Here is a 22,824-nt window from a genome sequence, read left to right as displayed (position 1 = left end):
AAAGCCTGCACACCAACTCTTGTGCCCGTGCCATTCGCACCTGACCCCTTTTCCGCTCGCAAGCTGCAGACCCTACACGTCCAACTCATCCAGCTGATCGATCAGACTGTCCAGGTTCTCGTCCGATCGGGGCGACACAGCGGCGACCGGAGCCGGTTGGCGAGGTGCTGCGGTAACCGTGATTGGACGTGCCGTGGCTTCAGCGTCCTTGTTCGCAGCGGGTTTAATCGCCGCCGACCCGGCCGATCCCAAGGCGCCGAGTGAAACGGTTTTGACACTCAACGACGCCCTCAGGCGATCCAGTTCCGCGACGATCTTTTGGACGTCTTTGTGTTTGGTCAGATCGAACAAAAACAGACGCCGCGGTGACTGCCCCGGGGCAAATGGTCCATCCGGATCGAGTTGATGCGGACAACGCGATCCATGAAAGTCGATCGCTGCGAGCACGTCCAAGATCTCGGGCTCCGATCGCCAATCGAGAACTGCCGAGGGCACCGTGATGGAGTCCAGGGTCATGCGGTCGGTGGAATCGTCTGCGAGGGAATCGAATCGCCCGACCAGGGTCAAGTCGAGGCCGGCTCGTCCGATCAAGTTGCCGACCAAGGATTCCGCAAGACCGGCAGCCGAGGCGGGCGGGTTTTGGACAAGGATGACGGGCAGTCGCATCGGGGCAGGCCGTGGGGAGCGGGGGCGGAATCGGGAGGGCGTCTGTGGCGGTGCGTCGAACGCGGCATGCTTGGGGCAGTACGGTTGGAGCGTTACCGCCGCAGCGAGATGTCGACGTCAGCCGTGAAATTTCAGTTCGTGCGCGTGGGCGTCTTCAACCACATCATACATCTCGAACCAGAGTTCCCTGACATTGGTCGTCGGCGTCAGTCGTCGCTCTTTCAAATGGCCATCGATCATCTTGCGAAGCTCGTACGGCGAATCGGACAGCAGGTCTTCTGCCAGGGAGCGAATCAATTTGGGGTTCGCTCGGGTTTCGTGGAGCACCGTCCATCCGGGCATGCGGTAGTGGCAGGTCGCCAGCAGGGTCAGCTTTCGATTCGAGGCCGTTCGTGCGAGCCGTAGCCTGGAAAGGTGTGTCATTTGCTCCCAGCCATCGACGACCAACAGTCCGTCTTGGGGAAGTTCCATCAGCCCATCGCGAATTCGCTTGCCGGCTCGAAACCGCTCCGCCAAACGTTTCCGAAGGCTCATGGAAGGATCATTATTGAGCTGGTGGAACGCGACCTGGGGATAGCTCCGCTGCAGCTTGGGCAGAAAGGTGTGAAGCAGCGTGGATTTTCCGGTCCCGTGGGGGCCGACGATCAGCGCACGGCGGGTGCTCTTCAGCTTCGCCAGCAGCGACTCCAGTTGTGCGTCCACGTTGTGTGGACTGGTTGCGTTGGCTCCGTGGGAGAACCGATACACGACCTGTGACGGCGCAATGAACGACGTCGAAAATGGATTCGTGGGCTGGAATTCAAACGACGACTTCAAGGAACGCTCTCTCGATCGTTTTCGGGAACAAGATGGTTTGCGGCCATCGGTCGAAAAGCACGGAGACCGAACGGCCCCATTCACCGGTCTTCACCCTGGCCAGTATAACCGAAACGCGGTGGTGACAGTCTAGCGGCCGATCGGCAACGTAAGGCTCGGTGTTTGACTGGCCGCTCGCCAGGGTGCGGTAATCAACCCCCACCACCCCGATCCGCCTACCCCGCCCAGCCGCCGTCACTTCCCGGATTGCGCTTGACCTTGTCTTGTGCAAGAGCCTATGGAAGGGTCGATGGACTCGCCCCCGACAATTCCGGTACAGCGTCCCAGTCGATGGGACGAACCGCTCGACGCATCCATGACGGATGCCGATGTCGCATGGCTGCGCACACGCGGCCCCTTCAATCAGATGGATCAATCCGCGTTTCCCCGTGCGACACCGCTGTCGGGAATCTTGCGCTACGATTGCCGGCTTCATCGCGTCGAGCCTGGCGAGGTGATCGTTCGCGAAGGCGATTACGGAAACAGTGCATTTTTGCTGATCACCGGCAACGTGCGTGTGCTGGTCGATTCGTTGACCGATCGGCAACTCGGTCGCCAACCGGCTCGCGCGATCGGCTGGGGCGAAGCCTTGTCGCGGTTTCTGCGACGTTCGCCCCACCCGGAAACGCGAACCCCAGAGCAGGTCAGCATCAATGTGGGAGGGGGCGGCCACCAATCGATTCGCCAGGTCGATGATCGTCCCGCGATCTTCTTGCAGGACATCGAGGGTGTCCTGCGGCGACACGAGAGTGTGTCGCTGGGGCCTGGAGAGTTGTTCGGCGAAGTGGCGGCGATGTATCGCTCGCCGCGAACGGCTACCGTGATCGCCGAAACCGAAGCGGCATTGGTCGAGATCCGTTGGCAGGGATTGCGCATCCTGCGTCGCGACCGACGCTTCGCCGACACGTTGGAACAACATTATCGTCGGCACTGGTTGCCCGTCCACCTTCGTGAAATCCCATTGTTGCGCTATCTGCCGGAAGAAAACATGCAACGCGTGATCGAGGCGACGGAGCTTCGGTCGTACGGCAGAATGGAATGGAACGCCGACTACAAGAAGACCCGAAAGCTGCATCCGGCAGATCAAATCGCATCGGAACCCTTGGTCGTTGATCAAGGGCAACTGCCGACCGAGTTGATTGTCGTGCGGAGCGGTTTTGGGCGGATGTGCGTGCGTCACGGTGCGGCACATCGAACCGTCGCCTATTTGGGCAAGGGCCACTTATTCGGAATCGAAGAGATCGCCTACAACGCAATGCGTCCTGAATCGCTGCGTCCGATCCATTACCAACACTCGCTGCGCGCCGTCGGTTTCTTGGACGCACTTTCGATTCCGATCGAAGTGTTTGCGGCGGAGGTTTTGCCGCACATCCGCAAGTCCGAGTTGCCCGAGAGCGCCCGGTCGTTGCAGAAATCCTTTACCGAAAAACGGACGGATCGGCGTCGCGTTCGCAGCGAACAGCGGAGCGAAGCGGCGGATCGTTTTTCGCCAGATCCGTCGCAGGACATCGAGCACGCCGCCGGCGTCAGTTTCGAGTCGACGAGCTTGTTGGAGTTTATCGTTCAGCATCGGTTGAACAACGGTCGCGAAGCGATGGTGATTGATTTGCATCGCTGCACCCGCTGCGACGATTGTGTCAAAGCCTGCGCGGACGTCCACGACGGCAATCCGCGATTCGTGCGACAGGGGATCGTTCACGACCGTTTGCAGTTCGTTCAGGCCTGTATGCATTGCAGCGATCCGGTTTGCATGATCGGCTGTCCCACCGGGGCGATCGCGCGAGATCAGACGACGGGCGTGGTTTCGATCCACGACCCGATCTGCGTCGGCTGTGGGGTTTGCGCTGCGGCATGTCCCTACGAGAACATCGCAATGGCGGAGGTCGTCGATCGCAAGGGGCGACCCTACGTCGATGAGAAAAGTGGCAAAGCCATTCGCAAAGCCGCCAAATGCGATCAGTGCAGTGGACTGACGTCGGGACCGGCATGCGCCGCCGCCTGCCCGCACGATGCGCTCGTCCGAATCGATTTGAGCGAATCGCCACCGCTTTCTGATTGGCTGGAAAAACGGAGCTAGTGCCATGGTGGGCAACATCAGCGTTAGTCGTTGCAATTCGTGGACGCCAGGAGAGTTGCAAGCGTGAATCGTTCGCAGGGTCCCAGTTTGAGAACACGTCGCCTCGTCGCATTGTTGGTGACGTCGGTCGTGATCGCGATCTTTTGGGGGACCACCCGCCGGGAAACATCACGTCTGGGAATGCCGGCGTTCTTCACCGGTTTCACCCTGTTGGCGGGACTGTTCCTGTTGATGCTGCTGGGTGTGCGACGTCGTTTGCCGTTTTGGCCTCTGGGCAGCGTCAGCACCTGGACTCAAATTCATCTTTACGTGGGTGTTTTCACGACCGCAATCTATGTGCTTCACGTTCCGGCGTTGATCGCCGGTGGAGTCCTGGAGGGGTGTTTGTCGATCCTGTTTTTGATGGTCACCGCAAGCGGCTTTTATGGAATCTATGCCAGTCGCACGCTGCCGAAAAAACTCACGGCGGTCGAAGGCCAACATCGCTTTGATCGTATCGATTGGGTGCGGAATCAGATCGCCGCGGCAGCCGACACGGCCTGCCGCCAAATCAGCGAAACGTCGGCCAAGCAGGTGCTGGAAACGTTCTACCAACAGGCCTTGTCGCCGTTTTTTGTCAGCCGTCCGACACTTGCCTACGTGATCGCCCCCAACGGAAATCGCCGCCGCAGGTTACTCGGCGACCTGAAAGAATTGGATCGCTATCTGGAGGAGGACGGGCGACGCGTTGCGGGGCAGTTGGCGGCGTTGGTGCGTCGCCGCGACGATCTGGATTATCAATTTGCCTTGCAGCTGCGACTGCGTTGCTGGGTGGTGTTTCATTCGCTCCTGTCGCTGGTGTTGTTGGCTGTGTCGCTGATTCACATGGTGATCGTGTTGCGGCTGGTGGGTTGAGGGCGAGGCGCAAAGCAAGTCATGCGAAGAGACAATCTTGAAATCCCGCAACCGCCGGTAAACGATCGCCCGGGCGATTCGTGGATGCCGGCCGTCGACGCGGCCGGATCGACCGGTGACGCCCGCGTCCGCACATGGTCGGGGCGACGCCGTCGCTGGACGGTGTTTTTTCTCATCTGCGCTTCGTTGGGTGCTGTGGCAACGTTGGCGATCATGCCCGCGGAGCAATTGTTCAAGCCAGGTGAATTGTCGACGCCGCACGCCCAGATTCTGGCCGGTGCCGTTGCCGGTGAAAATTGTGGCGCGTGCCATCATCAAGCCGCGTTTTCATTGGCTGCCTGGTTTCAATCGGCAAGTGATCCGCATGCCGCTGTGCGACAGTCGGATCTGTGCATGGATTGCCATCACCGTACGATCGATGCGAACCTGGCTCTCGCGGCACACAATCTGCCGTTGTCGGTTCGCGATCAGATGACCGAGACGATTCGGCTGGCTTCCAAGCGTTCGGCCGCCGGCAGCACCGGCTTGTTGCCTCGATTGATCCCCGACGCCGCCGTCGACCAAAACGATGTCGCTTGCCGAACTTGCCATCAAGAGCACCACGGCGCCGAGGGAGACTTGTTGTCGCTGTCAAACAACCAATGCCAAACCTGTCACAGCAAACGCTTTGGGGCGTTTGCCGATTCACATCCAGATTGGAAGGGTTGGCCCTATGGCCGTGGCGGAGAACTCTCGTTCAATCACGCCACCCACCAGCAGACTCATTTCCCGTCGTGGAAGTCGGGGGCGGAAACGTTTGACTGCTCGGTCTGCCATCCCGCGGGCCCAACGGGTGAACTGGTTCGCGTAGCGAGCTATGAAACGAGCTGCAAAACATGTCACGATGAAGCCATGAACGTCCAGGCAGGAAAGGGCATCGCTTTTGTCGCTCTGCCATCCTTGCCGCCAAACGCTTTGAACAACGTCAGCGGTTGGCCGGAGGACGCGACCGGTTTTGCCGACGGAGTGATCTCGCCGCTTGCCGAGTTGATGTTGCGCGCCGATCCGACGGTGTCCAGAATCGTGCGGAGTGTTCCGGGGGGCGATGTCAGTCGCTTGTCGATCGAAGACCCGCAAACCATTGAGACGCTTTCGCGCCTGGCGAAGGGTTATCAAGCATTGATTGACGACGTCGACCGACGGGGCCAATCGGCGATCCAGGAGCGGCTGATGGAATTGGGGATTTCACCCGGTCCGTTCCAACCCGTTCTACGTTCGCTGTCGCCGCAGTTGCTCGAGTCGGCCGGCCAGAAATGGTTCACGCGGACCAACTTGACCGGTACGCAAAGCGCCACGATTGCACGACCGAGGCCGAAGATTCGATTGGTCCTTGCGGACGATGATGACTTGCTGGGGACCGAGCTATTGGGATCGAGCCTGCTGGGCGAGCCCGGCGATGTAGACGCATTGGTGGAAGATCCGCTGCTGGAGGATCCATTGGTCGGTTCGAAGGATCACTCGTCAACGGTCATGTCTGATGTTCCGCCATCCGAGCTGGTGCAAGTCGGCGGCTGGTATCGCGATGATCAACGCTTTGCGGTCAGCTACCGAGGCAACGGGCATGGCGATCCCGTGATGGTCGGGATGATCGAAACGTTTGCTCAGTTAGCCGAACACGATCCACTGAAGCAGCGTTTCTTTCGTGCACCGTTCGTCGCCGCGTGCGTGTCCTGTCATCCCGGTGCGACCGCGATTCCCGCAACCTGGCGGGCGAAACGCTTGGTGGGACAACGCAGCGCGTTCACCAAGTTTTCGCATCGCCCCCATCTGAGTGTCTCCGCGCTCGGTGATTGCAGTCACTGTCACCAAGTTCGTGATCGACAGACGATGCGGGACCATGAATTCGTCTTTGCCGGGTCGGAGTTCAAAGCTTTGGAGCGTGAATCTTGCGCGGCCTGCCATCACGCCAACGCCGCCGGTGAGGACTGCACCCAGTGCCACCGCTACCACATCAGCGATGGCGGTCTGCGATAGTGGCGTAAGCTTCCAGCTCGCGATTCCGGTTGCCGTCTGCCATCCCACCGACGCTGTGAAGCATTTATTGCCAGTGTTTTGCTGAAGGTGTTAGCGGAACGGCGCGAGCCGTCCGGTTGCGTTTCAAAAACACCGTGAAAGACCGGAGGACTCGCGACCTGCCGCTCGCATCGAACTCAACGGGTTAGCGGAACGGCGCGAGCCGTCCGGTGGAGTTTCAAAAACACGGTGAAAGACCGGAGGGCTCGCGCCCTGCCGCTAATAGAAAACACCCCGCTTGGCATCAAAGTAGATGGCATTGGGCTGGCGCCCTACCGCCAAAAGTGCTTTACCGCGTCGACAGGTTGGAAGCCTATCTCACTTGTTTTCCGTGCGTTGCTTACCGCGAGGGCCGGTACGGTGCCAACACACGTCGGCTGGTCATTGGACGCAGTTGAATCGGTTCTTCGTGACTGACCGGTCGCAATCCGCTGCCTACCGCGCGTGCGGGCTTTTGGGGCAATTGCGTCGGTGTCTTGGGCGTGGGGTAAACCGGTTGGTAGGTTTTCGCGATCTTTCGGCTGGCACGTTCCAGCATCGGCCGGATGGAGCCGTATTGCCGGCGCAATCGAGCGGCGTCCTCCTCAAACGGATCATCCAGGTCCTCCAGATCATCCAACGCATCAAAGATCGAGCCTTCTTTTTTCGGTGGCGTTGGGGGCTCGACCGGGCTTGGCGTGGGTGGCAGTTCGGGTAGCGAGGGAGGCGAGATCTGCGGATCGCCGAGAGGATCCGGCGAATCGGAGCCCGGCTCGGGAAGGGGCATCGCAGGCGTTGCGGGGCGCGGCGTCGGAACCGGTTCGGCAGGAATCGTCGGTGGTGGTGTGAGCGTGGGGCGGCCCGTTGGTTCCGCCGCCGGTGCGATGTTGGGGATGTCTTGACGACGCGACGATTGCTTGGGGTCGGGGGGGGCCGGCGCGGCCGGCTTGGGTGTTTCAAGCTTAGGCGCAGCTTGCTTCGGAGCAGCTTGTCGAGGCGCCGGGGCCAGTGGCGGGACGGTCGGCAATCGAGGCGCCGCGGTGGGCGGTGGTGCCAGGGGGTTGGACGCTGCGGGCGGGCCGGGGATCTGCAGCACCGGCGGAGTGGTCGATTCGAGGTCCGTCATCCAGGGTGCCGAATCGCATCCACCGTCACAGCCGTGCGTGGTGCATCCGGCGTTGCAGCAACGGTCCAGTCCCAGCAGTTTTTCGATGCCGCCGGCGACCGTGTCGAGTGTCTTGTAGATCGGGTTTGACGTCCGCCCCGTTTGTCCGCAGCTGCCACAGTCACACAGGCCTTGGTTGCCACCGGCGAAATAGGCATCACATGGGGTGTCGGCTGCCGACGCTTGGGGCTGGCCCAGCATCGAAAACGCAGAAACTCCAGTGGCAAGGCTGGTCAGCACCAGGGCTTTGCCTAATTTCCAGCCGCGTCGGCGTGTTCGAGACGACACACGATTGATGGGGGAATTCAAAGTCATGGGGATCAACGTCTCTCGTTCCAGCCGGAAACCATTGGGGTATCAGTACCTTCGTCGAAAAACCTTATCGACGAGAAACAATCCGGATGACCAAAAGAATCGGTACGTCCGGCACACAGGCCTCAAATCGCCCATTTTGACAGCTTCGGTTTTGGAAATTTCCTGGGTCGGGTGACAGAGCGGGGCACCGCTGGCGGGGCGATCGGCTCGGTTTGATCGGCCCGAATCCCGACGACGACATGCTCTTTGGGCGGCCGCCGGCCCCAAAACAGCGATCTGAGGCGGCCAGAAAAACATTCGTCGCCGGAGACCGTCTCGAGGGTCAGTTGTGTTTTGATTCGATCGGTGACGGCCTGTCGCAGGGGCGATTTATTCGGAGCAAAACGCTAGACTGTGCGCGTTGACCGTCCCACTTCCGCTTTGCACTCAGAGACACACGCAGTGAGTTTTGACCCGTTTAGCGTCCGCGACCAATTCGAAACCGGCAGCGGAGCAGCCACCATTTACCGGCTCAGCAAATTGCAAGACGCCGGACTCGGACAGATTGATCGGATGCCCTTCTCGATTCGAGTGCTGCTCGAGTCGGTGTTGCGCAACTGCGATGGTTTTTCCGTCAGCGAACAGGACGTGAAAAACCTCGCCGCCTGGAATGCGACGGCGCCTGAGAAACAGGAAGTGCCGTTCAAGCCGTACCGCGTCGTGTTGCAGGACTTCACCGGCGTGCCTGCCGTCGTCGACTTGGCCGCCATGCGTTCGGCGATGCAGCGGATCGGCGGCGACCCCAACAAGATCAATCCGCTGATCCCGGTGGACCTGGTCATCGACCACAGCGTCCAAGTGGATTTCTTCGGCAGCGAATCGTCGCTCGGCCAAAATGTCGAAATTGAATTCCAGCGAAACCGCGAGCGTTACGAATTTTTGCGTTGGGGTCAGCAAGCGTTTGACAATTTCCGTGTCGTTCCGCCCAACGTCGGGATTGTGCACCAAGTCAACTTGGAATATCTGGCACACGTCGTGGCGATTCGCGACACCGGTGATGGCCCGGTCGCCATGCCCGACACACTGGTCGGAACGGACAGCCACACCACGATGATCAACGGCCTGGGCGTACTCGGCTGGGGCGTCGGTGGAATCGAAGCCGAAGCGAACATGTTGGGCCAACCGTTGTACATGTTGATGCCGGAAGTGATCGGGTTTGAATTGACCGGCAAACTGCCGTCGGGTGCGACGGCGACCGACATGGTACTCCGCGTGGTCGAACTGCTGCGAGCCGAAGGCGTGGTCGGCAAGTTTGTCGAGTTCTTCGGCACCGGCATGAACGCGATGAGCGTTGCCGACCGGGCGACGATCGCCAACATGGCGCCCGAATACGGCGCGACGATGGGCTTCTTTCCCGTCGACGACGTGACTCTGACCTATTTGCGTCAAACCGGACGTCCCGAAACCGGCGTGCAACTGGTAGAACGTTATTGCAAAGAACAGGGGCTGTTCCGGACCGATGACGGCCCCACCCTGAACTACACCAAGACGCTGTCGCTGGATTTGGGAACCGTTGAACCGAGCTTGGCCGGTCCCAAGCGTCCGCAGGATCGGATTTCGCTCTCCGACATGAAATCGGCCTTCAATGAAGCTCTGACCGCGCCGATCGGCAAGACCGGGTTTGGGCTCGATCCGGGCGATCTGGATCACAAGGGCACGATCCAAGACAACGGGAAGAGCAGCCAGATCGGACACGGGGCGGTCGTGATCGCCGCGATCACGTCTTGTACCAACACCAGTAACCCGTCGGTGATGATCGGCGCGGGGTTGTTGGCCAAGAAGGCGGCCGAGCGGGGATTGAAGGTTCCGTCGCACGTCAAAACCAGTTTGGCGCCGGGATCCCGCGTCGTCACCGAGTACTTGGACAAAGCCGGACTGACCGAGCCGCTCAAGACCCTCGGGTTCCACACCGTCGGCTACGGCTGCACGACCTGCATCGGCAACAGCGGTCCGCTGCCGGCACCGGTTGCCGAAGCGATCGAGTCGGGTGACCTGGTCGCGTCGGCCGTGCTGAGCGGAAACCGTAACTTCGAAGGCCGCGTCAATCCGCTGACACGAGCCAACTATTTGGCGAGCCCTCCGCTGGTGGTCGCCTACGCCCTGGCCGGAACCACGGACATCGATCTGGTCACCGAACCCCTGGGCAAAGACGCCAAGGGCAACGACGTCTACTTGAAAGAGATTTGGCCGTCGGCGGAAGAGATTTTGGAGACCATCCAAACCTCAATCGATCCCGACATGTTCACCCGCCAGTACAACGAGGCGGTCGAAGGGAACGAGTTGTGGAACGCGATCGATGCCGCCGAAGGCGCGATTTATCCGTGGAGCGAAGAGAGCACGTACATCCACCATCCGCCATTTTTGGATCACGTGACAGGGGATGCGGTTCCCCCGATCGGTCCAATCGAAGGCGCACGATGTTTGGTGTTGCTGGGCGATTCGGTCACCACCGACCACATCTCTCCGGCCGGTGCAATCGCCTCCGACGGCCCTGCCGGTAAGTTCCTGCAAGAAGTTGGCGTTCCGATCAAAGAATTCAACAGCTTCGGGTCACGCCGCGGAAACGACCGCGTCATGGTCCGCGGCACCTTTGCGAACATTCGCATCCGCAACCAACTGGCGCCGGGAACCGAGGGCGGTGTCACGCGATACTTGCCCACCAACGAGGTGACCAGCATTTACGACGCGTCGATGCGATACCAGCAGGAAGGCACTCCGTTGGTCGTCTTGGCCGGCACCGAGTACGGAACCGGCAGCAGCCGCGACTGGGCGGCCAAGGGCACGATGTTGTTGGGCGTCAAAGCGGTGATCGCGGCGAGCTACGAACGGATTCACCGCAGCAACCTCGTCGGAATGGGTGTCTTGCCGTTGGAATTCGCCGACGGAAAAACGTGGCAGACGCTCGGCTTGACCGGCGAAGAAACGTTCTCGATCCCCGATCTGTCGGATGACCTGGAGCCCCGCAGCACCATCACGGTCACGGCAACCGCCGACGACGGCACCGTCAACACCTTTGATTGCATCGTGCGGATCGACACCCCGGTCGAACTGCAGTACTACCGCAACGGCGGGATCCTCCCGACCGTCCTCCGAAACCTGGCACAGGCTTAATTTTTACCAACCATGAGTGACATTCACAGTCAGTACAACGACGTCGAAAAACTGATCGACGACGAGAAGTTCAGTGAAGCGATCGAAGGTTTGAATTCGATTCTCCAGGAAGACGAGACGTTCGTGCTCGGGCACCTTGCCCTCGCCCGCGTCTACACCAAGACGGGACAGCACGACGAGGCGATCCGGCACGGCGAGAAGGCGTGTGAGTTGGAACCGAACGATCCGTTCAACTTCACCGCCATGAGCGTGACGTACCAACGCGCCTGGGCCGGTACCCAGGAGCAGCAGTACATCGCCAAAGCCGAAGACGCGATGGCGAAGGCTCAGATGCTGCAATCGCAGTCCTGAGTAGCGAGTGGCTCGTTGTTGATCACGCGCCACTGGCTTTACGGTCTGTTGATTGAGTGAGCCGTGACGCGTAAGCGGCCGGGCATGCTGGCGCCCGCCCGAGGCCTTACGGCCAGCGGCTCACCATGGACTCAGCAGATCCGGAATCAATCAGCGAGCGGCGTCAGCGAGCGGCGCGTGAGTGACTTCTCACGCGCCACCTGGTTCACTGATCCGAAACCACCTGGGTCGTCACCTGCGATCGCGCGCCCAACGGCTTTCCGCGACTGACCGCTTCCGCGGTGATCGTAAATGTTTTCGGTTGATTGCACGTCAACAAGATCAGGTAGTCGATCGATTCAAACGGTCTCAACGTCCCGATGTCTTTCAGATAGATGTAACCTCCGTTGGGACTGAACTCACCCAACTCGGGGCTCAGCGGTTGCGTGACGCGCACCACCTGCACACCATCGGGCAGATTGAATCGGATGCTGACATTACCGTCCTGCTGTGACGACGGATTGGTGACCCGCAAGTCATAGCGGATCGGCTGATTGACAAACACGGCTGTGTTGGGCCCGGTGATCGACAGACCCAATGATTGCGGTTCGGCGGGCTGGTTGGGGGCCGGCCGCGGCGTGGGGTCCTGAGTCGGCGCGGGCCGCGTCGGCGGTCCGGGGATCATCGGTGGCGCCGTCGCCGGGGGCAGTGTGTTGGGAGCGGCCGGTGCGGGTTCGGGTTGCCGGACGGCCGAAGGCAAGATTTCAAACTGCACCTGTTCGCTGGCCCGTGCGCCCTGTTGCGACTCAACCGCCAACACCACGCTGCTTCTGGGGTTGGTGCCGATCACCTGAAAATTGGCTTCCAGTGTTTCGCTGGTTTCGGGTTCCAGTCGTGGGATCATCCACTCAAGCATGTACTGACCGCTGCGCGGTTCGGACAGGTATTGGTCCGTTGCACCGATCGGTCGCAACTGCGGATCGTAGGCCATCGTGACGCGGACGTTGTCCAACGGCACACTGCCGGTGTTGACAACGATGCCGCGGAAGAGCGTTTCGCTGCCGACCGAAGTCCGACTGCGACCGGACAGCGTCGCGGTGACTGCGGGTGTCGGCGGCGGCTGATTGATCACGGTGACGCAGGACTCGGTGGTGGCCCGCTGTCCCGCATCCGCAGTCGCTTCCAACTGGATGCAGCGGCGGCCCGGATCAGTCGGAATGAAGGTCACGGCGACCGGCCAGGTCTCACCCGGCTGGAGCGGGATGTCTTCCTGTGTGTTCGGATCTTGTTTGGGTTTGACGACCCGCCGCAGGTTGCTCGGTGTGTGCAGCATCGACTCGTCGCCATTGGCGATCAACTGTAAGTTCGTCAGCGGCCGGTCGCCGGTGTTTCGTACGTCAATGTTGAACGTCACCTCTTCGCCGACCTGATAGCGTTCTTTCTCCGGCGCCACGCTCAAGACCAGCGAGGGTCGAAAGACGTCGACCGCGACGGATGTCGTCGCCACCAACGGGCCGTCGGCTCGGGCTTCAAAGTTCAGCGTCAAGGAGGATTCGGTGGTGACGTCGAGTAACAGATCCAATTCTTGCTGGGGCGGCAATTCACCGATCTCCCACACGATCGCGTTGGGCAAATTCTGGGCAAACGAATCGCTACTGGAGGCTTGCACGCCCGGTGGAATCTGCATGATCACGCGGACGTTGGTCGCCGGTTGATCACCGGGATTGGAAACCGCCGCGGCAGCTTGGAAGGGGATGCCGAAGGAAGCGATCTGAGGCGCGCCGGCGCGAATCGCCAACTGCGGCGCACTCCAGGTGACAAAGGTTTCGCCGGTGAACAGCGTCAACGGCGGCATGTTGTCGGTCTCACCACCGGGGCGAATCACCCGCATCGCGATCGCCGCCGTACCCGACGTGCCCGGTGTCGGGATCAACTGCACCGTCGCGTTTCCGGCGTCGTCAACAATGGCCTCGGCGAACGACGATCCGGTCGAAGCGAACGAGCCGAGTTCGGGTTGCATGATTTCGTAATACACCTTCCAACCACGCGCCGGCAACATGCCTTCGGATCGAGTCACCCGAGTCGTCAACGTGACCGGCGTTCCCGCCGGCACGATTTGCGTCCCCGGAAACTGTCGGGCCGCATCGACCCAGTAGATCGTCGCGGTTGCTTTTCGTTGATCCCAGCACTCGCTTTCCGGTGCCAACACGGTGACTTTGCTCGTTCCTTCACTGGGGCTGCTGACGGTGATCCACGTTTGTCCCTTTTCCAACTGGACATCATCATTGGGATTCAAATTTCCACGGGTGATCTTGATGCGTTTGGTGCTGGTCACGCCGAACGCATAGGCAGGATCTTGCTTGGACGCTTTTTTGATCCGCGCCAACCGGTGCATCACACCAGGGTCATCGTCACCGACTTGGATAAAGGTCCCGACGCTTTCCGGCGTCAGCATCCATTCCAACGGTTCGCCGACTTGCAAATGTCCCTCGTCACCACAGATTCCCGACAACAGAACCACTTCCCCGCCGACCGGTGCGACAATTTTCTGGGGCGAGAGCAGGATGCAGCCTCGCTTGCCACGTTTGGGGAGGCGGCAGAGCTCGCGCATCTGACACTCGTTGCCATACAGAATCGCCGGCGGACCATTCAAGCAATCCGACGGGCAAGGGGCGCTTGGAACACACGGTTCATTGGACGCACCACCGATCGAAGTCAGCGGGGGTGTCGACGTACTGGGCACCGGCGTCAGGCAGGGCGGCGGAGCGACCGGTTCGGGAAACGCCGGTTCGGGCAACGAAAACGGACGCGTGTTCAACGGGTCACCGAGTTTTCGCAGGCAGTTCCCCAGCCGGCCTTCACCGGCCGAACCGGGCAGCGCGATCGTTGTTGTCGCAGGCAGGGGATTGAAGATCCGTTGCCCCGTCGGATCGATGGCGGGAAGCCGCAGTCGCGAGCAACCGACAGACTGCAGCAGCGAGACCACCACGATTGCTATCGCACTCACCTTTCTCCATGCGCAGCCATCGCGGGCCGTCGCAGGGGGGGTTGAGGTTGAAAACAAAGCGAACATCGGCTCGAGTCAGGCGCATGCGGGAAGTCGATTCGGGTCTGAGTCCATACAGACCTCGTCCGAGGAACCCTAGCACGCAGTTGGCAGCGATGATGCGAAAATGCAACCTCGTATGATGCGGAAACGCAACGAAGGTGTACCGGTTGTAATCCTTCTGTCGAAAGTTCCAAGTTCCAAGTTCCAAGTTCCAAGTTCCAAGTTGTTGGAACTCAAACCTGAAACCTGAAACCTGAAACCTGAAACCTGAAACCTGAAACCTGAAACCTGAAACCTGAAACCTGAAACCTGAAACCTGAAACCTGAAACCTGAAACCTGAAAAAAAAAACGGGACAGATTCTCACGTGGAGAACCTGTCCCTGGTCGGTGCAGCGGAGCGCTTCGCTGCAGTCGACGTTTCAATTCGAGCAGCGAACTCGTCTAGCTTAGGTCAATCAAATCACTCAGCCGCCGGGCGTCCGCCTGGGCGTCCACCTCGATCTCCACCCGGGCCACTGCGGCCACCAGGTCCTCCCGCTCCGCCGCGGCCGCCGAATCCGCCACGACCTTGGGGTGCTGGCATTTCGAAGGGTTTGCCCTTCATTTTTTCAAACTCTTTTTTCTGTTCGCTGGTCAGCACGCTGACGAGCTTGGTTTCCATGTCCTTCTGAGCTTCCTCCATCTTTTCCCGCATGTTTTCGCGGTCACCGCCTTGGAACAGCTCGCGCATCTTGGACATCATTTCGTCGCGAGCTTCTTCGGCTTTCTTCGTCAGTTCTTCTTTCTGGCTGGCGGTCAGCTTCAGTTCGGTTGCGACACGCTCGTTCATCAGTGCGCCGGCCCGCATCTGCTGGACTTCGATTTGTTCCAGCCGCTCCATTTGCTCTGGCAACAGCACCTCTTCGAGTTGCTCGCGGATCTTCTTTTCCCCTTCAGCAACCTTCTTCATGTACGCCTGCACCTTGGCGACATTTTCTTCGCTGTCGCGATTTTCGCGATCAAAATCGCGTGGGAATTCGACGCGTTCGCGGCCCTCGGCGACCTTCTTGACGGCCTCTTCCTGGTCGGGCATCAACTCGATTTCTTCTTGGACTTCTTTGACTTGCAACAGTCCCAGGATGGAACCACCGCCGCGTCCGCCGAAGCCGCCGGGGCCTCCAGGACCGCCACGGAATCCGCCGCCGCCCGGTCGGCCGCCCCCACCCCCCGGTCGGCCACCGCCACCGCGTTGAGCCATAACATCCGTGGCGACCATCGCCAAAATTGCCGCGAACAACAGGGCCATTGGGCCGCGTGTGATCTTCATTGATTTCGATTCCCAGAGATTACAGAAAGAGAAGTTGGCTGCGGAGAAGTTCCGCCGTGCTTTGAAGCCGTACATCGCCCCACGACTGTGACCCGAACACTGCGATCGCAATGAATGGATTTCGTCGAGAGTTACCCTGTTCAAACCACACCGAAGCGGCAGGGTTTCACGAAAGATCGAGTTTTTTGCCAAAAAGAAAGGCAAAAAACGATGCGTCCAGAATCGCGGCGGCCGATTCGGGCCCCTCCGCTACGACTTCACCACCGGATTGCTCCGCAATTCACGCTGCGCACGCTGCAAAAACTGCATCGCGTCGATCGGTGTCATCGAGTTCAGGTCCAAACTCTGCACCTGGCTGAGCACCGGATGGTCTGAAAATCCGAACAGGGTCAGCTGGTAGGAGCCGCCGCCGCGGTCGCTGTGTCCCTGGGGCGGAGCGATCGAGGGCCGATCCAGAGCGTCTCGGTGGTCAATTTCCAATTGCGCCAGCACGTCTTTGGCACGCTCATTGACTTCGCGTGGCACGCCGGCCAGGCGGGCGACGTGGATCCCATAGCTCTTGTCCGCCCCGCCTGGAATGATCCGGTGTAGAAAGACGACTTCGTCGTTCCACTCTTTCACGGCCACGTTCAAATTCGAGACGCGCGGCAGCGACTCTTCCAACTGAGTCAGCTCGTGGTAGTGCGTGGCGAACAGGGTCCGGCAACCGATCTGTTCGTGCAAGTGTTCGGTGATCGCCCAGGCCAGCGACAGCCCATCGTAGGTGCTCGTTCCGCGGCCGATTTCGTCCAGGATCACCAGGGAGCGTGACGTGGCCGTATTGAGAATCCGCGCCGTTTCGACCATCTCGACCATGAACGTGCTCTGACCGCGGCTGAGTTCATCGCTGGCTCCCACGCGGGCAAAGATCCGGTCGGCGATCCCGATCAACGCGGATTCGGCGGGGACAAACGACCCGGCCTGTGCCAACAAGGTGATCAGGGCGACTTGACGGATGTAAGTGCTTTTGCCCGACATGTTGGGGCCGGTGATCAGCAGGATCATCCCGGTCTCGGGCGCGTGAACACAGTCGTTGGGGACAAATTCCCCCTGCGGCAACGTCACGTCCAACACCGGGTGCCGGCCCGCTTCGATTCGCAATACGGAATCGTCGGTCATCTGCGGTCGCACCCAACTTCGCTGTGCGGCCAGCTCGGCCAGGGCCGCGAGCACGTCCAGTTCCGCCATCGCAACGGCAACTTCCTGCAACGTCGCCAGATGGTGGTGGGTACGCGTCCGCAGGTTATGAAAGATCAACTGTTCCCGCGCGGCGGCTTTTTCATCCGCGGCCAGGACTTTCTCTTCGTACTCTTTCAACTCCGGTGTGATGTAACGTTCGCAGTTCTTCAGCGTTTGTTTGCGAATGAAATCCTCGGGCACCTTGTCCTTGTGGGCGTTGGTGACTTCCAAATAGTAACCGAAGACCTTGTTGTAGCCGACTTTCAAGTTGGGAATTCCGGTTACGTCCATCTGACGTTGTTGGTATTCCAGAATCCACTGTTTTCCGCCGGCGGCCAACTCACGCAACGAATCGAGTTCGGGGTCGAATCCCTTGCGGACGAAGTTCCCGTCGGCCGCATTGAGCGGGCACTCATCGGCCAACGCCGCTTCCAGTTCGCTGCGCAGCTCGGGGCACAAATGCAAATGCGACTCCAAGTGCACGATCCGCTGGGGTTGCCGTCCGGCCAACTTGGCCTTCAGCGTCGGCAGCCCGGCCAGCGTTCGAGACACTTGCTGCAGATCCCGCGGCCCTGTTCGACCGGTGGCGATTCGGGCCAGCAGTCTGGTGATGTCGTACGTCTGTTTCAGGGTCGATCGCACATTGCTGCGGAGTGACGCCTGGGAAAAGAATTCTTCGACCGCATCGTGTCGCTGGCAAATCGCATCGAGTTCGACCAGCGGTGCGGCGATCCAATCGGCCAGCATCCGCGAACCGGCCGACGTGCACGTCAAGTCGATGGCATCGACCAACGACCCGGCCCGCGACGAGGTTCGTAGCGTGCGCGTGATCTCGAGACTTCGGCGCGTCGACGCATCGATCTCCAGCACGCCGCTGCGGTGATGCGCCGAAATCGATCGAAAATGATCCAGCCCACCGGGTTGTGTTTCCTGCAGATAGGTCAGTGCCGCGCCGGCTGCACGAACCGCCGCGGAGTCATCGTCGCGAAAGCCAAACCCTTCGAGTGAACCGACCGAGAACTGCTTGCACAGTAACTCGACCGAGGCGTCTTCGGCGAAGCTCCATGCCGGCCGCGCCGTCCAGGACCACGGGGCGGTGGAATCCGGCGAGAATTTGGCGTCGTCTTCACGGTAAATCACTTCCGCCGGACCGATCCGCGCCAATTCGTCTTCGACCCGCGAGACGGCAAACACACCGGCGCAGAACCGCCCGCTGGAAAGTTCCGCCCAAGCGATCCCCGCGACAGGTTCATCGGTTTGCTTCTGGCCTTTTCGTGGCGTGTGCAACACCACGGCGGCCAGATAATTCGCTTCCCGCGGATCCAGCAGATCGTCATCGGTCAGGGTCCCCGCGCTGACCAGACGGGTGATTTCTCGTTTGACCAACCCCTTGGCCTGTTTGGGGTCTTCGACCTGCTCACAGACCGCGGCCCGGAACCCCGCTTGGATCAATTTGCAGAGATAGGAATCGAGTTGATGATGGGGGAACCCCGCCATCGCCGTCGGATTCGCACTGTCTTTGTCGCGGCTGGTCAGCGTCAGCCCCAGGACACGAGCAGCCGTCTTGGCGTCCTCCAAAAACAGTTCGTAGAAATCGCCCATGCGAAAAAGCAGCAATGCGTCGCCGCAAGCCGCCTTCGCCTCGTGGTACTGTTTCATCATCGGAGTCATGGCGGAAATCGTACCCGTCGACGACGTCGATTAACAGCCTGCCAGCGGCAATCTTCGCGACGTTTCCGGCACTTCACGCCACTCCGATGCCGGTCAGTGAAACCCTGCGGGGCAGGGACGACGCTGCCAGGCGGAGTGGTAGGAAGATTTTTGGGGTAGGAAGATTGGATCTGTCGATAGGATGGTGCGTTTCCGCATTTTCTTACCTCCGAAATCTTCTTACCAGTTTTCCACAGCGACTAGAAACGGATGCGCGTACGCCTGCCCCCGGCGATTGACGTCCGTTGTGATTTGATGTTCACGCTGCTCAACCACGCTTGGGTCTGGGGATCTTGCTGCGGCCGCCGGTCCCCTTGGTTCCCTTGCGTCGTCCGCGTTGACTTTGTCGGCCCGTCGCGCTGGAGGGTTTATCCTCTTCGACTTCCGCCAACGGTTTGCCGATGTTTTCTTTCAGCTGCAAGACTCGGTCTCGCAGCTGTGCCGCACGCTCGAATTCCAAGTCCTCCGCGGCCGACAACATTTCTCGCTCGAGCGCTTCGACGAATTCCAGGGTGATGTACGTCGTTTCGGATTCCTCCTGCGCCTTCGCGATCGTTTTTCGTCGTTTGGCCGCGTCGGTCTCGATCCCCGCCTTGATCTTTTTCCGCACCGTTTCGGGGGTGATGCCGTGTTCTTCGTTGTAGGCCTGTTGAATCGCGCGACGCCGTTCGGTTTCACCGATCGCCAATCGCATCGACTCGGTCACCTTGTCGGCATACAAGATCACTTTGCTGTTGGCGTTGCGAGCCGCCCGCCCGATGGTTTGAATCAAGCTGGTTTCGCTGCGCAAGAAGCCTTCTTTGTCGGCGTCCAGGATCGCGACCAGGGAGACTTCGGGCAGGTCCAAGCCTTCGCGGAGCAGGTTGACGCCGACGAGACAATCGAAGTGCCCGGCCCGTAGTTCTTGCAACAGATCCACGCGCTCGAACGCATTGAGTTCACTGTGCAGCCAACGGCAACGCACGTTTTGCTCTTGGAAGAAGTTCGCCAAATCCTCCGCCAATCGTTTCGTCAGCGCGGTGACCAGCACCCGTTCGTCTCGTTCGGCTCGGATGCGAATTTCGTTGATCAAGTGATTGACCTGTCCCCGCGCCGAAACGACTTCCACCTCGGGATCCAACAATCCCGTCGGGCGAATGATTTGTTCGACCACTTCGCCGCCGGTGCGTTCCAATTCGTAATCGCTAGGCGTCGCACTGACGAAACAGATCTGACCGGTTCGTTCTTCCCACTCTTCAAATTTCAGCGGCCGGTTGTCCAGCGCACTCGGCAGCCGAAACCCGTGATCGACCAGCGTCATCTTTCGGCTACGGTCACCGGCGTACATCGCGCGCACCTGAGGCACCGTGACGTGCGATTCATCGACGAAGGTGATGAAGTCGTCGGGGAAAAATTCGTACAACGTGTCAGGCGACGAACCCGGCGCTTTGCCCGACAGCGGCCGAGAGTAGTTTTCGATGCCGGGGCAATGGCCCACTTCGGCCAACATCTCGAGATCAAATCGAGTCCGTGCGGACAGACGTTGCGCTTCGAGCAACTTGCCTTGCTTTTGAAACAATTCCAACTGATGTTTCAACTCCGCGCGGATCACGCTGATCGCCCGTTTGATTCGATCGTCGGGCATCACAAAGTGTTTCGCCGGGTAGACGAAGACCTGGGAGAGTGTTTTGACGGTTTCACCAGAGACGGGTTTGATGATCGAAATCTGGTCGATCTGGTCCCCCCACATTTCGATCCGATACGCAAACTCTTCATAGCTGGGCCACAATTCGATGCTATCGCCACGCACGCGAAACTTGCCGCGTTCGAACGCCATGTCATTGCGTTCGTATAGCACGTCGACCAGTTTCAGCAGCAAGTGATCGCGGCGAATCGATTCGCCCCGCGTCAGACTGACGACCAGTTGCTTGTAATCATCGGGTGACCCCAGTCCATAGATGCTGCTGACCGAGGCAACGATCACGACGTCGCGTCGGCTGACCAGACTGCTGGTGGTGGCCAATCGCAGTCGATCAATTTCTTCGTTGATCGAAGCGTCTTTTTCGATGTAGACGTCGCGTTGGGGGATGTAGGCTTCGGGCTGATAATAATCGTAATAGCTGACGAAATAATGGACCGCGTTCTCGGGAAAGAACTCCTTGAACTCACTGTACAACTGGGCGGCCAACGTCTTGTTGTGACTGAGCACCAGCGCCGGGCGGCCGATGTTGGCAATCACATTGGCCATGGTGTAGGTTTTCCCGGTTCCGGTCGCACCGAGAAGCACCTGCGCGGACGACCCGGAGTTGAACCCCTTGGTCAGCTGCTCGATCGCCTGAGGCTGATCACCGGCCGGAGGAAAGGGCTGGTTGAGATGAAACTCAGCGCGGGGCAGCTCCTCGGCGGTCTGCAGTTCTGTTTGTTCGTCCATCCTGATCGTCACCGGGGTTGTCGCCAAAGGGTTGATTTCAAGTCGAATTATCACCCAGACGCGGAGACGACCCAAGGCCACATCGCCCCGAACCCGGTGTCACCCAGTGTTTTTTTGGTGGACCGGCGGATGGCCTGAACGAGTGCTTTGTCACCGATTCTATTGATGCAGTGGACGAGACGAACGCTGCTTCTTCATGACGAACACGCATTCGGCGTCTGGCGTCGACTGGCGTGGCGGATATGATCCCGGTGAGTCGTTCGACGTTCTCTCGATCCGGCCTCCGCTCCGTCGGGTATCATCCTGAAACCTTGTTATGAATTCTCTGTCCGACCGACTCGCGCGACGGCTGCCATTTTTTTATGGCTATTTGATGCTGCCGATCGCGATGCTGATGCAACTGGGGACCAGCCCTGGTCAGACGTTCGCGGTCAGCGCCTTCACACCCTCATTGCTGGAAAGTTTGAGTCTGACGCAAAGCCGGCTCGGTTTGGCGTACATGTTGGGGACGCTGTTTGCGGCCGTCCCGTTGACCTTCGTCGGCCCCGCGGCTGATCGTCACGGGCTCAAACGCGTCGCATCGATCGTCATCGTCGCCCTGGCGCTGGCTTGCCTGTTCGCGTCCAGCGTCAACGGGTTTTATGGTTTGCTGGCTGCGTTCTTCTTGCTGCGTTTTCTCGGTCAAGGCTCGCTGACACTTTTGTCCGGCAATACGACGGCGATGTGGTTTCGCAACCGCATCGGACGTGTCTCGGCGGTGCTCAGCATCGGTTCGGCGATCGCGTTTGCTTGGGTTCCCGATTTGCTGGCGAGCACGATTGAGTCCATCGGTTGGCGGTCGACGTATCAGACGCTCGCAGCCATTCTCGTTCTGACGCTGCTACCGCTGGTCCTGCTGCTCTATCGCAATCGGCCGGAAGATTTGGGGCAATTTGTCGATGGACACGCCGGACGCTTGTCTCTCGGTCACGCAACCGAGACGTCGGATGCCAGTGAATCCGAACTGCAGATCGAAGTGGACCCCGAGTCGCTGACCCTGTCTCAGGCGGCGCGGACGGGGTCGTACTACATCCTCGGCCTGTCCAATGTCATTTGGGCGATGGCTGGTACCGGGGTCCTGTTTTATTTGTTCACATTATGCGAGCAGCGGGAAATGCCGTCGGACACCGCCAGTGGGCTGTTCAAGATCCTCGGCATGACGATGCTGGCGATGCAACTCGGCGGAGGTGTGTTGGCGGATTTTGTGCGACTGAACCGGTTGCTCGGCCTTGGAACCGCCATGGTCGCCGGTTCGTTGATCTGGCTGTCTCTGGATCCTTCGGTGCGCGGCGCCCAGGTGTTCGCGGGTCTGTTTGGCGGCGGGCAAGGGATGCTGATCTCGGTCAGCGGTGTTGCCTGGGTGCATTTCTACGGGCGGCAACACTTGGGCAGCATTCGGGGAGCGGTCTGGTGCGGCACCGTCGCCGGCAGTGGCTGTGGGCCATTGATCATGGGGTGGGTCAATGATGCGACGGGCAGCTATGACCAAGCGATTCTCTGCTTCGCGGCAGCTATGACGCCCCTGGCGATCGCGGCCTGGTTCATCCGCCCACCCCAGCCGGTGACGGCCCGTTGAGTCTGTGACGCAATTTTTTAGCGGCAGGGCGC

At 59.9% G+C, this 22,824-nt stretch carries 13 protein-coding genes; 6 read left to right on the top strand and 7 right to left on the bottom strand.

All coding sequences use genetic code 11. The annotated features are described in order from the left end of the window. Positions 1-72 precede the first annotated feature (72 nt). Positions 73-666 (bottom strand): hypothetical protein, encoded by a 594-nt coding sequence (locus NZK35_RS14440; RefSeq protein WP_259633242.1) that lies wholly within the window; start codon positions 664-666, stop codon positions 73-75. Between the two features lie 117 nt (positions 667-783). After that, positions 784-1,482: an ATP-binding protein gene (locus NZK35_RS14435; RefSeq protein WP_259633241.1), complete on the bottom strand. Its 699-nt coding sequence runs from the start codon at positions 1,480-1,482 to the stop codon at positions 784-786. 289 nt (positions 1,483-1,771) lie between these two features. Here NZK35_RS14435 and NZK35_RS14430 point away from each other — a divergent pair, with 289 nt between their 5' ends. From NZK35_RS14430 to NZK35_RS14420, 3 genes are all read left to right on the top strand, one after another. Next, entirely contained in the window at positions 1,772-3,598 is a 1,827-nt protein-coding gene (locus tag NZK35_RS14430) for a cyclic nucleotide-binding domain-containing protein (RefSeq protein ID WP_259633240.1), read from the top strand. A gap of 63 nt (positions 3,599-3,661) precedes the next feature. Beyond that, on the top strand, positions 3,662-4,492 hold the full coding sequence (locus NZK35_RS14425) for a hypothetical protein (RefSeq protein ID WP_259633239.1): 831 nt from the start codon (positions 3,662-3,664) through the stop codon (positions 4,490-4,492). 21 nt (positions 4,493-4,513) lie between these two features. Next, complete coding sequence (locus NZK35_RS14420; RefSeq protein WP_259633238.1) at positions 4,514-6,505, top strand: hypothetical protein; 1,992 nt, start codon at positions 4,514-4,516, stop codon at positions 6,503-6,505. Between the two features lie 379 nt (positions 6,506-6,884). Here the strand turns inward: NZK35_RS14420 and NZK35_RS14415 are convergent, their stop codons facing one another. Then, positions 6,885-8,003 carry a hypothetical protein gene (locus NZK35_RS14415; protein WP_259633237.1) on the bottom strand — a complete coding sequence of 373 codons (1,119 nt, stop codon included), beginning with the start codon at positions 8,001-8,003 and terminating at the stop codon, positions 6,885-6,887. 441 nt (positions 8,004-8,444) lie between these two features. Between NZK35_RS14415 and acnA the strand changes: the two genes are divergently transcribed. Further along, positions 8,445-11,153, top strand: a complete 2,709-nt coding sequence (gene acnA, locus NZK35_RS14410) for an aconitate hydratase AcnA (protein ID WP_259633236.1) — start codon at positions 8,445-8,447, stop codon at positions 11,151-11,153. Positions 11,154-11,165: 12 nt separating this feature from the next. Continuing rightward, entirely contained in the window at positions 11,166-11,504 is a 339-nt protein-coding gene (locus tag NZK35_RS14405; protein WP_259633235.1) for a tetratricopeptide repeat protein, read from the top strand. Between the two features lie 205 nt (positions 11,505-11,709). On the opposite strand, the gene NZK35_RS34700 is transcribed toward NZK35_RS14405, so the two are convergent. The 4 genes from NZK35_RS34700 to uvrB form a co-directional block, all read right to left on the bottom strand. Continuing rightward, positions 11,710-14,490, bottom strand: coding sequence for a hypothetical protein (locus tag NZK35_RS34700; RefSeq protein ID WP_259633234.1), 2,781 nt, complete (start codon positions 14,488-14,490; stop codon positions 11,710-11,712). 503 nt (positions 14,491-14,993) lie between these two features. After that, the gene (locus NZK35_RS14395; RefSeq protein ID WP_259633233.1) at positions 14,994-15,839 is read right to left on the bottom strand and encodes a hypothetical protein; all 846 of its coding nucleotides are present in this window, start codon (positions 15,837-15,839) and stop codon (positions 14,994-14,996) included. A 249-nt stretch (positions 15,840-16,088) separates the two neighbouring features. After that, positions 16,089-18,728, bottom strand: a complete 2,640-nt coding sequence (gene mutS / locus NZK35_RS14390) for a DNA mismatch repair protein MutS (RefSeq protein ID WP_259633232.1) — start codon at positions 18,726-18,728, stop codon at positions 16,089-16,091. A gap of 307 nt (positions 18,729-19,035) precedes the next feature. Then, positions 19,036-21,177, bottom strand: a complete 2,142-nt coding sequence (gene uvrB / locus NZK35_RS14385; RefSeq protein WP_259633231.1) for an excinuclease ABC subunit UvrB — start codon at positions 21,175-21,177, stop codon at positions 19,036-19,038. Between the two features lie 316 nt (positions 21,178-21,493). Between uvrB and NZK35_RS14380 the strand changes: the two genes are divergently transcribed. Continuing rightward, positions 21,494-22,792, top strand: coding sequence for an MFS transporter (locus NZK35_RS14380; protein ID WP_259633230.1), 1,299 nt, complete (start codon positions 21,494-21,496; stop codon positions 22,790-22,792). Positions 22,793-22,824 lie beyond the last annotated feature (32 nt).

It is taken from the genome of Stieleria sedimenti, assembly GCF_025060895.1.
GTDB classification, from domain to species: Bacteria; Planctomycetota; Planctomycetia; order Pirellulales; family Pirellulaceae; genus Stieleria; species Stieleria sedimenti.
Note: the sequence above shows the minus strand (reverse complement) of the source record. Positions and strands in the feature narration are given on the sequence as shown.

Bases quoted from the DNA above. Each gene is read 5' to 3' on its own strand.
- NZK35_RS14440 (WP_259633242.1), bottom strand. From the start codon at position 666: ATGCGACTGCCCGTCATCCTTGTCCAAAACCCGCCCGCCTCGGCTGCC.
- NZK35_RS14430 (WP_259633240.1), top strand. From the start codon at position 1,772: ATGGACTCGCCCCCGACAATTCCGGTACAGCGTCCCAGTCGATGGGAC.
- NZK35_RS14420 (WP_259633238.1), top strand. From the start codon at position 4,514: ATGCGAAGAGACAATCTTGAAATCCCGCAACCGCCGGTAAACGATCGC.
- NZK35_RS14415 (WP_259633237.1), bottom strand. From the start codon at position 8,003: ATGACTTTGAATTCCCCCATCAATCGTGTGTCGTCTCGAACACGCCGA.
- NZK35_RS14405 (WP_259633235.1), top strand. From the start codon at position 11,166: ATGAGTGACATTCACAGTCAGTACAACGACGTCGAAAAACTGATCGAC.
- NZK35_RS14395 (WP_259633233.1), bottom strand. From the start codon at position 15,839: ATGAAGATCACACGCGGCCCAATGGCCCTGTTGTTCGCGGCAATTTTG.
- mutS (WP_259633232.1), bottom strand. From the start codon at position 18,728: ATGACTCCGATGATGAAACAGTACCACGAGGCGAAGGCGGCTTGCGGC.
- uvrB (WP_259633231.1), bottom strand. From the start codon at position 21,177: ATGGACGAACAAACAGAACTGCAGACCGCCGAGGAGCTGCCCCGCGCT.
- NZK35_RS14380 (WP_259633230.1), top strand. From the start codon at position 21,494: ATGAATTCTCTGTCCGACCGACTCGCGCGACGGCTGCCATTTTTTTAT.